Source organism: Stenotrophomonas sp. TEPEL, from assembly GCF_004348785.1.
GTDB lineage: Bacteria > Pseudomonadota > Gammaproteobacteria > Xanthomonadales > Xanthomonadaceae > Stenotrophomonas > Stenotrophomonas indicatrix.
The window spans coordinates 73608-86832 of sequence record NZ_QQXJ01000001.1 but is presented as its reverse complement, the minus strand read 5'-3'; the positions used below and the strand labels follow the sequence as shown (position 1 = coordinate 86832).

Here is a 13225-nt window from a genome sequence, read left to right as displayed (position 1 = left end):
ACTATACGGCGTGCTGTGCAATGTAATGGTAGTGCCGGCCGCTGGCCGGCAGCCTCATGGATCTCCGGCAGACATCGTGCAGGCCTCATGNNTCTCCGGCAGACATCGTGCAGTTGCCGGCCAGCGGCCGGCACTACCAGGGTGCGGGCCGGATAAGCGCCCCCACAAACAGAAAGGCCGTGGTCTGCACCACGGCCTCTCCTTCATTCGATGAACATCATTCTTACTTGGTGATGTCCACGTTCTTCGTCTCGCGCAGGAACAGGCCGCCAATCACCACCGACATCAGCGCGATGATGATCGGGTACCACAACCCGTAGTACAGGTTGCCGGTACCGGCCACCAGCGCGAACGAGATCGCCGGCAGGAAGCCACCGAACCAGCCGTTGCCGATGTGGTACGGCAGTGACATCGAGGTGTAGCGGATGCGGGTCGGGAACAGTTCGACCAGGTAGGCGGCGATCGGGCCGTAGACCATGGTCACATACAGCACCAGCAGCCACAGCATCAGGATCGTGCCGGCGTAGTTGATGCGCGAACCATCGGCCTTGGCGGGATAGCCGGCACCGGTCAGCGCAGTCTTCAGCTCGGCACCGAATGCATCGGCCTTGGCCTTGCCTTCTTCCTTGGTCAGGCCGGCGGCCTCGTACGAGGTGACGCTGGCGCTGCCGACGTTGACCATCGCCAGCGAACCGGCTGCGGCCGGCTGCACGTCATACGGCACACCGGCCTTGGTCAGCGCAGCGGTGGCGACGTCGCAGGAGCTGGTGAACTTGCGCAGGCCCACCGGATCGAACTGGAAGGAGCAGGTGGTCGGGTCGGCCACGACCAGGGCCGGCGAACTGCTGCGGGCTTCTTCGATGGCCGGGTTGGCGAAGTGGGTCAGGCCCTTGAAGATCGGGATGTAGGTGACGGCGGCCAGCAGGCAGCCGGCCAGGATGATCTTCTTGCGGCCGATACGGTCGGACAGCCAGCCGAAGAAGATGAAGAACGGCACGCCCAGCGCCAGCGCGGCGGCGATCAGCAGGTAGGAGGTGGTGGCGTCGACCTTCAGCATGCTGCTGAGGAAGAACAGCGCGTAGAACTGGCCGCCATACCAGACCACCGCCTGGCCCGCTGCGGCGCCGAGCAGCACCAGCAGCATCAGCTTCAGGTTGCCGCCCTTCAGGCTGTCACGGAACGGCGTCTTGGAACCCTTGCCCTCCGACTTCATCTGCTGGAACAGCGGCGACTCGCTCAGCTGCAGGCGGATCCACACCGACACGCCCAGCAGCACGATCGAGACCAGGAACGGAATGCGCCAGCCCCAGGCTTCGAACGCTTCGTTGCCGAGGAAGTAGCGGCAGGCGAGGATGATCAGCAGCGACATGAACAGGCCGAGGGTGGCCGTGCACTGGATGAAGCTGGTGTACAGGCCACGCTTGTCGTCCGGCGCGTGTTCGGCCACGTAGGTCGCCGCACCACCGTACTCGCCGCCCATGGCCAGGCCCTGGGCCAGGCGCAGGATGATCAGGATCACCGGCGCGGCGAAGCCGATCGAGGCGTAGTTGGGCAGCACGCCGACCAGGAAGGTCGAGATGCCCATGATCAGGATGGTGACCAGGAAGGTGTACTTGCGGCCGATGCGGTCGCCGAGGCTGCCGAAGAAGGCCGCACCGAACGGGCGCACGAAGAAGCCGGCCGCGAAGGCCAGCAGGGCGAAGATCATGCCCGTGGTTTCATTGACGCCACTGAAGAACTGCTTGGCGATGATCGCCGCAAGCGAGCCATACAGGAAGAAGTCGTACCACTCGAAGACGGTGCCCAGGCTGGACGCGAAGATGACCTTCTTGTGTCCCTGGGTCAGTTGGGCTTTCGCCGGTGCAGGTGTTGTGGACATGGGAAGCTTTCCCTCTGTAGGTGCCGACCTCGGTCGGCACGCAGTCTAGGTAGGTGCCGACACCATTGGTCGGCACTCATTCTTGGTAGGTGCCGACCTTGGTCGGCACTCCTTTAGAAGCTGTACTTCGTAGTGAACTGCAGACGGGTGATATCGCCCTTGTTGCCGTTCTCGATCTCGCGCTTGCCGTACATCAGCTCGGCACCGACATCGACCTTGGGCAGCGGCGAGTAGAAGATGTTGCCGCGGATGCTCTGCACGCTCTTGGTCACCAGCGGGCCGAGGATGCTGTCGTTGTCGTAGTCGCTGCGCGCATAGATCAGGTTGGTGCGCAGCTTCGGCGAGAACGCATGGCGCCAACCGACATAGCCGGCGATCACACCGGTCGGGTTGAGCTCGTCACGGGCCACGTCATAGGCCGAATCGGCGGTGATGCCCAGGCCGATGTAACGGGCGATGCCCTCGCCACCGGTGAACTGGTAGTGCAGCGAATCGCTGTCACCCATCACCCACTTGCCGCCCAGGGTCAAGCCACCGGCCACCTTGTCGGCCTTTGCGCCGGTGGCCTGGTTGTCGACCTTCAGCTGACGGACGATACCGCCAACACCGAACGTGCCCCAGTCACCCTTCCAGCCATAACGCAGGGTCAGGTCCGGCAGGCTGCCGCGATCGGAATTGGCGCTGGCATTGGTCCAGGCGCCGGTGACCGGATTGCGCGTACCGGTGAGGGTGGTCGTTTCCGGATTCTCCAGCGCGACGCTGAAGCCGCCCTGGGTGTAACGCACCTGCGCCTGGCGCACGAAGATCACGCCATCGGTGGGGCCGACGAAGTCGACCGCTTCCGGCAACGACGCCGCATCCATGAAGTTCGACCAGGTCTGGCCGGCCATCCAGTTGTTCCAGTACATGTACGCATGGCGCAGGGTCACGCCATAGGTGTTGGTGGCGGTCTGGTTGCCCAGCGAGTTGCCGAAGAAATCCATCTCGAAGAACGCGCCGGCCTTGTTGCCCGACTCGCTGACGTTGTCGATGCCCAGGTTGAAGCGCGAGAACTTGGCGTGGGCGTTGTAGTCCACGTCCGAGCGCTTGCCGCTGCCGCCGGCGCCTTCCACCGGGGTCTGCCCGGGCAGGTACAGCGAGCGGCCGGTGGCATCGTCGGCCAGCTGGCCATCGCTGGTCTGGGTGGCCAGGAAATCGGCCTTGATGAAACCGCCGATCTTGACCGTGGTGCCCGGCGCCGCGCCGGGGGTGATGGTGGTGACCTGGATCGGCTGCTTGCCCGCAGGCACCGCCGGCTTCTGTTCGGCCTGCAGCGTGCGGACGTCGGTGACCGCCTGCTGGGTCTGCACGATCTGGGTCTGTTGCTGCTGCTGCGACGCCAGCAGCGCCTGCACCTGCCGCTCCAGTTCGGCGACGCGTGACTCCAGTGCCTTCTCTTTGGCGGTCTCGGCGAACGCCATGCCCGGTGCGACCAGGGCGACCAACAGGCAGGCCGCCAAAGGTGTGCGCACGGCTTTCAACGTACGGTGGCTCATGTTGCCCTCTCTCCCAAGTGGCAAGGTGATGCCGCGCGTGGGGCACGGTCGAGCCGAGACTGCGGGGCGTTTGCACGCACCGGCTATTGGCCATTGGTCGAACCCGGGCCTGCAGGGGCCCGACTTTCGACCAAGGTCTAACCGAAGTGGTGACGCGACCGGGGGTGGATGGGGCAAACTGAGGGGGAACGGCTGCTGCAATGCTGCGGCTGCACACACAAAGTCAACGTGCAAGTGAGGGTGCCATGGCTGATCTCTACCCTGTCGATCCGCAGTTCGCCGCCAAGGCGCGTATCGACAAGAACACCTATGAACAGCAGTACCAGGCCTCGGTGTCCGATCCGGATGCGTTCTGGGGCAAGGCCGCCGAGCGGCTGGACTGGTCGCGCAAGCCGACGAAGATCAAGAACGTCAGCTACGACCTGTCCGACTTCCACATCAAGTGGTTCGAAGATGGCGAGCTCAACGCCAGCGTGAACTGCCTGGACCGCCAGCTGGAAAAGCGCGGCGACAAGACGGCCCTGCTGTTCGAGCCGGACAGCCCGGACGCGCCGGCCCAGCACGTGACCTATCGCGAGCTGTACGAGCGCACCTGCCGTCTCGGCAACGCGCTGCGCAACCTGGGCGTCAAGAAGGGCGACCGGGTCACCATCTACCTGCCGATGATCGTCGACGCTGCCGTGGCCATGCTGGCCTGCGCGCGCATCGGTGCGATCCACTCGGTGGTGTTCGGTGGCTTCGCCCCGAATTCGATCGCCGACCGTGTCAGCGACTGCCAGAGCAAGCTGATCATCACCGCCGACGAAGGCCTGCGCGGTGGCCGGAAGATTCCGCTGAAGGCCAACGTCGATGCGGCGCTGAAGCTGCCCGGCACCAATACCGTGGAAACCGTGCTGGTGGTGCGCCACACCGGCGGTGCGGTGGACATGCAGGCCCCGCGCGACCGCTGGTTCCATGATGTGGTCGACAGCCAGCCGGCCAGCTGCGAGCCGGAACCGATGAACGCCGAGGATCCGCTGTTCATCCTCTACACCTCCGGTTCCACCGGCAAGCCGAAGGGCGTGCTGCACACCACCGCCGGCTACCTGCTGTACGCGGCGTACACCCATGAAGCGGTGTTCGACCTGCGCGAGGACGACATCTACTGGTGCACCGCCGACGTCGGCTGGGTCACCGGCCACAGCTACATCGTGTACGGCCCGCTGGCCAACGGCGCGACCTCGCTGATGTTCGAAGGCGTGCCGAACTATCCGGACACCTCGCGCTTCTGGAACGTGATCGACAAGCACAAGGTGTCGATCTTCTACACCGCCCCCACCGCCATCCGTGCGCTGATGCGCGAAGGCGAGGAGCCGGTGAAGAAGACCTCGCGCGCCTCGCTGCGCCTGCTTGGCAGCGTCGGCGAACCGATCAATCCCGAAGCCTGGCGCTGGTACTACGACGTGGTCGGCGACAGCCGTTGCCCGATCGTCGATACCTGGTGGCAGACCGAGACCGGCGGCATCCTGATCTCGCCGCTGGCCGGTGCGATGGATCTGAAACCGGGTTCGGCCACCCTGCCCTTCTTCGCCGTGCAGCCGGCCTTGGTCAATGCCGATGGCGAGATCAAGGACGGCCCGACCGAAGGCAACCTGATCATCCGTGACTCCTGGCCGGGCCAGATGCGCACGGTGTACGGCGACCACCAGCGCTTCATCGACACCTACTTCCGCACCTACCCGGGCAGCTACTTCACCGGTGACGGCTGCCGCCGCGACGAAGACGGCTACTACTGGATCACCGGCCGCGTGGACGATGTGATCAACGTGTCCGGCCACCGCATCGGCACCGCCGAAGTGGAAAGCGCGCTGGTCTCGCACCCGAAGGTGGCCGAAGCCGCCGTGGTCGGCTTCCCGCACGACGTGAAGGGCCAGGGCATCTATGCCTACGTCACCCTGGTGGCCGAGGAGGCGCCCAGCGACGAGCTGCAGAAGGAGCTGGTCGCCTGGGTGCGCAAGGAGATCGGGCCGATCGCCACGCCCGACCACCTGCAGTGGGCGCCGGGCCTGCCGAAGACCCGTTCGGGCAAGATCATGCGCCGCATTCTGCGCAAGATCGCCGAGAACGCACCGGACCAGCTCGGCGACACCTCGACCCTGGCCGATCCGTCGGTGGTGGCGTCGCTGGTGGACGAGCGCAAGGTGCGCTGACGTACGACCCGGGGTCGGATCCCTTTCCGCAAGGAACGGGCTCTGACCCCCTCTGCTTTCCCCCACGGTTCCCCCCGACCATGACCACCCTCCTGATTGCCGATGACCATCCGTTGTTCCGCGAAGCCCTGCGGGGAGCCGTGCAGCGGGTCATTCCGGGCGTTCAACTGTTCGAGGCCGACAGCGTGGAAGCGTTGTATGCGCTGGCCGACCAGCACAATGACGCCGACCTGGTCCTGATGGATCTCAACATGCCCGGCGCACAGGGCTTCAACGCACTGGTGCACATGCGCTCGCTGCATCCGCACCTGCCGGTGGTGGTGGTGTCCGCACGCGAAGAAGCCACGGTGATGCGTCGCGCACTCGACCACGGCGCGCTGGGTTTCATTCCGAAGTCCGCTGATTCGGACACGATCGGCCATGCGCTCGGCACCATCCTCGATGGCGAGACCTGGGCGCCGCCCGAAGCACACAACGTGCCGCCGACCGGCAGCGAAGAACGCGAAGTCGGCCAGCGTCTGCGCGAGCTGACCCCGCAGCAGTTCCGCGTGCTGCAGATGCTCGGCGCGGGCCGCTTGAACAAGCAGATCGCCTACGACCTCAATGTCTCCGAAGCGACGATCAAGGCGCACGTGACCGCGATCCTGCGCAAGCTGGGCGTGACCAACCGCACCCAGGCGGTGCTGATGGCCGGCAAACTGGCGATCGACGACGACGCCATCGTGCTGCCGCCGGAAGAAGACTGAAAGTTCGTGCCGGCGGCTGGCCGGCAATCGCCTGTACCTGTATCACCGCTGCGCCCCGCCGGGCATGGCCCGGCGCTACCGTATCGCCCGTGGTATAGCCATCGCTATACAAACCAGCCGTGCCTGCGCGTTTCGCACGAAATGCGCCACGCGCGGATCGCGGTGCTAAGCTTCGCGTCCCCTTGGGGAGTAGCCGGATTCCTACGCAGGAATCGTCCACGTCAACATACTCGGCCAGTGCGCCGTGGCGTGGACAACCATGATGGTTGGCGAGACCAGCGGCCCGCGCGCGCAACGTCAGGTTGGGCGCGAGCGCGAGCCGTGCGTCCGTCCTTGCCCGACCTTCTGCTGCCGCCCATGTCTCCTGTTTCGATCCTCCTGATCGGCTTTGCCATGTCCACCGATGCCTTCGCCGCGGCGATCGGCAAGGGTGCCGCCATGCGCAGGCCGGTGTTCCGTGATGCGCTGCGCGCCGGCATCATCTTCGGCGTCATCGAGGCGATCACGCCCATCATCGGCTGGCTGCTCGGTCGTGCCGCTCTGCAGTACGTGGAAGCGTTCGACCACTGGATCGCCTTCGGCCTGCTCGGCGCGCTGGGCATCCACATGATCTACAACGGCCTGCGCGCTGACAGCGGCGAGGACGATGAAGATCCGTCGCAGCACCACGGCTTCTGGAAGCTCGCACTGACCGGTTTCGCCACCAGCATCGATGCGATGGCAGTGGGCATCGGCCTGGCCTTCATGGACGTGCATATCGGCGTGATGGCGGCGGTCATCGGCCTGTGCACGCTGACCATGGTCACCGCCGGCATCATGCTTGGCCGCGCACTCGGCAGCATGGTCGGCAAGCGCGCCGAAATCATCGGTGGCGTGATCCTGGTGATCATCGGTGCGACGATCCTGTACGAACACCTGCACGGCGTGGCGTAACCTGCCGGCGATTGCGAGGTTGCCGGCCAGCGGCCGGCACTACCGGGCGTCGCGCAACGCGCCCAGGAATGCCCGCAGCGAGGCTGGCTTGATCGGCTTGGTCAACAGGCGATAGCCGCGCTCGCGTGCCATCCGCTTCAGTTCATCGCGGCCATCGGCGGTAAGCAGCGCGCCGGGCAATGGATAGCCCGCCGCTTCGCGCAGTGCCACCAGTGCATCCAGGCCATCCATGCGATCGTGCAGGTGGTAATCCACCAGCATCACCTGCGGACGCTCGGCGATCTTCTGCAACGCCTGGTCCACCGTCGATGCGGTGATCACCTGCACCTGCCAGCGCCCCAGCAGCGCGCGCATGCCATCGAGGATCTCCTCGTCGTTGTCCACGCACAACACGCGCAGGCCGGCCAGCGAATCGCTGCGGATCGGCGGTGCGGCCTGCGCCACGGTGAGCGCTTCGGCATATCCCGGCAACGGCGCTACCCGCGGCAGGATGATCGAGAACATCGATCCACTGCCAACCCGGCTGCGGGCATTCAAGCGATGGTCAAGCAGGCGCGAGATGCGCTGGCAGATCGACAGGCCCAGCCCCAGGCCCTGCTCGCCCCAGTCGAACGGCTGCTGGTAGCGGTGGAACTCATCGAAGATCTGTCGCATGTGGTGTTCGGGAATGCCGGGGCCGGTATCCCACACCTGCAGCTCCACTTCGTCGCCGCGCTGGCGCACGGCCAGCACGATGCGCCCCTGCCGCGTGTAGCGCAACGCATTGGCCAGGAAATTCTGCAGCACGCGGCGCAGCAGGCGGCGGTCACTGCGCACCCAGGTGGTACGCGCGAACAGATCCAGCCGCAGCCCACGCCCGGCCGCAACCGGCGTGTACTGCGCGGCCAGCTCGCGCATCAACGCACTGACATCGAATTCGCCGATCACCGGATGCAGGCCGCCCGCATCCAGCCGCGACACGTCCAGCAGCCCATCCAGCAGCTCTTCGGCCGCACGCAGCGACGCATCCACGCGTTCGGCCAGGTGCCGCTGCTCATCACTGACATGGTCGCTGTCGCGCAGCGCCGAAGCGAACAGCCGGGCCGCATTCAACGGTTGCAGCACGTCATGGCTGATCGCCGCCAGGAAGCGGGTCTTCGATTGCTGCGCGACTTCCGCTTCGTGCGAGCGCTCGGCCACGCGCTGTTCCAGTGTTTCGTTGGCTTCCAGCAGCGCCCGTTCGGCGTGCTTGTAGTCGGTGATGTCGTTGTAGCTGGTGACGTAGCCGCCGCCGGGCAGTGCCTGGCCACGCATTTCGATCACCTTGCCATCGCTGCGGGTACGCTCGAACACGTGCGGCGAACCGGCGCGCATGTAGCCGATGCGCCGATTGATCTGCACTTCGATGTCGCCCTCGCCCAGCTCGCCACGCTCGGCGTTGTAGCGGATCAGGTCCGCCACCGGGCGGCCCACGTAGAGCATGCCGTCGGGGTAGCCGAACATGTCCTGGTAGCGCCGGTTCCACGCGGTCAGGCGCATGTCCGGGTCGACTACGCTGACGCCGGCGCTGATGTTCTCCAGGGTGGTCGACAGGATCTCGCGGTTGAAGCGCAGCTCCTGCCCGGCTTCGTCCAGCACCGCCACCACTTCGCCCAGGTCCATGCCGGAGCCACGCAGCAGGCTGGTCAGCAGCAGGCGCGCGGACGCCGCACCGATCGATGCGGCCAGCAGGCGCTCGGTGAACTGCACCCACGGCCGGTCCGCCGGTGCCGAGGACTGCAGCTCGCGCCCCAGCGACTGCGCCTGTTCGAAGAACGAGCGCCGCGCATGGCGCTCGCCGACCACGCGCGAGGCCAGTGCCAGCAGGTCGCCCACGTGCACGTGGCCCGGCCAACCACCGGCCACTGAAGGCCGCTCGGCATAGGGATCGAGGAAGGGCGCAGCGCGCAGGCGCTCATCCACGCCCGGACGCCAACGCGCCGATACCAGCATCATCGTTGCCGCGTTGACCAGCAGCGACCAGAACGTGCCATGGGTCAGCGGGTCCCAGCCGGTCATGCCGAACAGCTGTTGCGGCCGCAGCCAATCGATGCCGAACGGACCATGCTGCACCCAGCCTGCATCCATCCAGCCGGCCATGGTCATCGCCGGCAGCAGCAGGGTGTACAGCCAGGTGGCGAAGCCGAGCAGCATGCCGGTCTCGACGCCACGACGGCTGGCGCCGCGCCAGTACAGGCCACCGATCAGGCCTGGCGCGAACTGCGCCACCGCGGCGAACGCCATCAGTCCGTACGAGGCCAGCGTGCTGTCGTTGCTGCTGCTGCGGTAGTAGCTGTAGGCCATCAGTGCCAGCAGCAGGATCGCCAGCCGGCGGATCCACAGCACCCGCGAAGCGACATCGGCCGCTTCCTGGTGGTCGCCACTGCGACGCAGCAGCACCGGCATCACCAGATCGTTGCTGACCATCGTCGCCAACGCGATCGAGGACACGATGACCATGCCGGTGGCGGCAGAGAACCCGCCGATATAGGCGATCAGTGCCAGCGCGTTGCGGCCCTCGGCCAGCGGCAACGCCAGCACCATCGAGTCGTCGGCCACGCCGCTTCCGGTCCCGAACAGGCTGATGCCGGCCGTGGCGATCGGCAGCACCATCGCCGAGATCAGCACCAGGTAGCCGCCGAACATCCAGCGCGCGCGGCGCACATCGCGCACATCGCCGCACTCCACCACCGCCACATGGAACTGGCGCGGCAGGCAGATGATGGCCAGGAAACTGAGCAGCGTCTGCGAGAGGAACCCCACCGGCGGAAGCCCGGTGAACAGCGTATGCACCGACTCCACCACCGCCTCGTTGCGGTCGCTGAGCCAGACATAGGCGAACACGCCCACCGCCACCATCGCCACCAGCTTGATCACCGACTCCAGCGCGATGGCCAGCATCATGCCGTGGTGGTGTTCGGTGGCGTCCACCTGGCGGGTACCGAACAGGGTGGCGAACAGCGCCATCAGCAATGCCACGTACAGGGCCGGATCGCTGAAGAATCCGGTTGGGCCGGTGTTGCCGGTCAGTACCTGCAGGCTCATCGCCACCGCTTTGTACTGCAGGGCGAGGTAGGGAATGATGCCGATCAGCGCGATGATCGCCACCAGTGCCGCCAGCCGCCGCGAGCGGCCGAAGCGCGAGGAAATGAAATCAGCGATGGAGACCACGTTCTGGCTGCGCGCGATCAGCGCCAGGCGCTCGATGATGCGCCAGCCGAACAGCAGCAGCAGCAACGGACCGATGTAGATCGGCAGGTAGCCCACGCCATTGCGCACGGCGGTACCGACTGCGCCGTAGAAGGTCCACGACGAGCAGTACACCGCCAGCGCCAGGCTGTAGACGACCGGCCGCAGCCACGGCCGGTCCGGGTACATCGGCCGACGGTCGCCCCACCACGCCACGCCGAACAGCAGCGCAGCGTAGGCAACCGAGACCAGCAGCAGGATCCAGCTGGAGACCAAGCGCGTGTTTCCGTCGGAGGAGGGGCCAGTAGATCACGACCGTTGATCGTGATGGTAGGTCACGACGGGGGGGCGCAAAGGTGGGTCACGACCGTTGGTCGTGACAGAGGCGTCCGTGCCCACCAACGGTGGGCACCCACCAGAGGGAAAGGTGGGTACCCACCAGGAAACGGTCGGGACCTACCGGGAACCGGCGTTATTCCGCCGGAACGCCCATTTCCTTCAGCAGTTCAGGTGCCGGGTAGACCTTGGCCAGCAGCCAGCGCAGGTAGCGCATGTCCACGTGCACGGCGCGCTTGTAGCGGGGGTCGAACCACCAGCTGGCACTGACCGACTCCCAGTTGCTGTCGAAGTTCAGGCCGATCAGTTCGCCCTTGGCGTTGAGCACCGGCGAGCCGGAGTTGCCGCCGGTGGTGTCCAGGTTGGTCAGGAAGTTGACCGTCTGGGTCTTCAGCGCGGGGTCGGCGGTGCTGCCGAAGTCGCCCTTGGCAATCGCAGCCAGCAGCGGCTTGGGGGCATCGAACGGATAGGCGTTGGTGTTCTTTTCGACGATGCCGGCCACGGTGGTCACCGGCGAATAGGTCACACCATCACGCGGGTGCAGCGCCTCGACCTTGCCGTAGCTGATACGCAGGGTGCGGTTGGCATCCGGGTATACCGCTCTGCCCTGCTTGGCACGCCAGGCGAACAAAGCCTGCATGTAGGCCGGGCGCAGGCGCAGCTGTTCGCCTTCGCGGGTCTTGCTCTCGTTTTCGATGCGCAGCTGCGCGGCCACCAGCGGGCCGGCCACGGCAATCAGCGGATCGGCGGCCAGCGCCTTGCCTTCGCGGGCAGCGGCGAAGCGGGACAGGCGCTGCGCTTCGTCACCCAACTGGGTGCCTGCATACAGGGTGTCCAGTGCCTTGGCCAGCTGCTGCGGGGTACGCCCGAAGGCCGTGTCGAACTCGGCCACGCGCTGCGCGTCCGGCAGCTGCTGGTAGCGGGTCAGCAGGGTGGTCAGCAGCGCCTTCTCGACTTCCGGCGCGTAGCGGCGCTGCACCTGCTTCAGCACGCCCTCGATCATCGCCTGGTCGCGCTGCTGGTAGCCGGTCTCGCGCTGCGCATCCGGCTTGGCCGATTCAATGCGCAGGCGTTCCAGCAGCAGCGCCGAGCGCAGCAGCTGGCTCTGGGCGGCCATCTGCTCCAGCAGCAGGTCGCGCTCACCCACCGCCGCGCCCTGCGACAGGTTGGCCAGCAGCGCCTTGATGTCGCCCTGGTACTTGCGGTCGGTGGCGGCCAGCATCGCCTGCTCGTCGGCCGCACGCTGGGCCTTGGCATCGCTGCGCAGCAGCCCTTCCAGCTCACCGGCAGCGCGCTTGCGGTTGTTCTTCAGCGACTGCAGCTGTGAGGCATAACGGGTACGTGCCTGCGCATCCTTGGCACTGGCCGCTTCGATGGTGTCGATCATCTGCTGGAACACCGACACCCGGCGCGGCAGCACGGTATCGATCTGGCCAGCGAATTCGGCGGCGGTGCGATGGCGGTAGGTGATGCCCGGGTAACCGGCCAGCATCGCGTAGTCGCCTTCCTTCGGACCTTCCACCGACATCTGCAGGTGCGCCGGGGCCTGGTAGGGCACGTTGTCCTTGCTGTAGGCGGCCGGCTTGCCGTCCTTGCCCACATAGGCACGCAGCAGGGTGAAGTCGCCGGTGTGGCGCGGCCACATGAAGTTGTCGATCTCATCGCCGTAGTTGCCGATCGCGCGCGGCGGCGCATAGACCAGGCGCACGTCGCTCAGCTCAAGCTGGGCGATGCGGTAGAAGTCGGTGCCGTAATACATGTTGGCCACCGAGCAGCGCACGCTGCCGTCCTTCTCGCACTCGGCCACGATCTGCTTGCTGGCTGCATCCACCGCGTCGAAGTACGCGCGGCCGGTCTTGCCCTTGGCCTGTGCCAGCACCTGGTCGGTCACCTTGTCGAAGCCGACGGTCACCAGCACGCGGAAGTCCGGATTGGCCGGACGCTCGTCGGCGCGACCCTTGGCGATGAAGCCATCGTTGATGAAGTTGTGCTCGGGCGAGCTGTTGTACTGGATCACGCCCATCGCCACGTGGTGGTTGGTCAGCAGCAGGCCATCGGCCGACACGAACGCGCCGGTGCCACCGCCGGCACGCACGACCGCACTCAGCGGCGGCGCGGTCACGTTGGCCAGATCGGCCGGGTTGCCCTTGAAGCCAGCCGCCTGCAGCGGCTTGGCCAGCTCCGGCAGCTGCGTCGGCATCCACATGCCTTCATCGGCGTGGGCGCCAGCGGCGAGGGTCAGGCCCAGGGCCAGGGCGGTGGGGAGGGCTTTGCGTGGCGACATGAGGCAATCCGGTACGACAGAACAGCCCGGGACCATAGCCGCTGGGGCCGGATGGGGCAACGGCCGATGGTTGGGTATGCGTACGGTAGGACCGGCCAGCGGCCGGCACGACCACA

The 13225-nt window shown here is 66.3% G+C and carries 7 protein-coding genes and 1 riboswitch; of the genes, 3 read left to right on the top strand and 4 right to left on the bottom strand.

Translation table 11 applies throughout. The features are described from left to right. Positions 1–223: 223 nt before the first annotated feature. Positions 224–1879, bottom strand: coding sequence for an MFS transporter (locus TEP_RS00325; RefSeq protein ID WP_132823602.1), 1656 nt, complete (start codon positions 1877–1879; stop codon positions 224–226). 113 nt (positions 1880–1992) lie between these two features. Beyond that, the gene (locus TEP_RS00320) at positions 1993–3414 is read right to left on the bottom strand and encodes a DcaP family trimeric outer membrane transporter (protein WP_025878777.1); all 1422 of its coding nucleotides are present in this window, start codon (positions 3412–3414) and stop codon (positions 1993–1995) included. A gap of 245 nt (positions 3415–3659) precedes the next feature. Here TEP_RS00320 and acs point away from each other — a divergent pair, with 245 nt between their 5' ends. From acs to TEP_RS00305, 3 genes are all read left to right on the top strand, one after another. Next, the gene (gene acs, locus TEP_RS00315; protein WP_132823600.1) at positions 3660–5603 is read left to right on the top strand and encodes an acetate--CoA ligase; all 1944 of its coding nucleotides are present in this window, start codon (positions 3660–3662) and stop codon (positions 5601–5603) included. 80 nt (positions 5604–5683) lie between these two features. Next, entirely contained in the window at positions 5684–6349 is a 666-nt protein-coding gene (locus tag TEP_RS00310; RefSeq protein ID WP_006477308.1) for a response regulator transcription factor, read from the top strand. Between the two features lie 178 nt (positions 6350–6527). After that, positions 6528–6695: riboswitch (yybP-ykoY riboswitch) on the top strand. Between the two features lie 11 nt (positions 6696–6706). After that, complete coding sequence (locus TEP_RS00305) at positions 6707–7282, top strand: manganese efflux pump MntP family protein (protein ID WP_132823598.1); 576 nt, start codon at positions 6707–6709, stop codon at positions 7280–7282. A gap of 39 nt (positions 7283–7321) precedes the next feature. Here TEP_RS00305 and TEP_RS00300 read toward each other — a convergent pair whose 3' ends face one another. Together TEP_RS00300 and TEP_RS00295 are read right to left on the bottom strand one after the other, a co-directional pair. Next, positions 7322–10765, bottom strand: a complete 3444-nt coding sequence (locus TEP_RS00300; protein WP_132823596.1) for a PAS domain-containing hybrid sensor histidine kinase/response regulator — start codon at positions 10763–10765, stop codon at positions 7322–7324. 196 nt (positions 10766–10961) lie between these two features. After that, positions 10962–13109, bottom strand: a complete 2148-nt coding sequence (locus TEP_RS00295; RefSeq protein WP_132823594.1) for a S46 family peptidase — start codon at positions 13107–13109, stop codon at positions 10962–10964. Between the last annotated feature and the right edge of the window lie 116 nt (positions 13110–13225).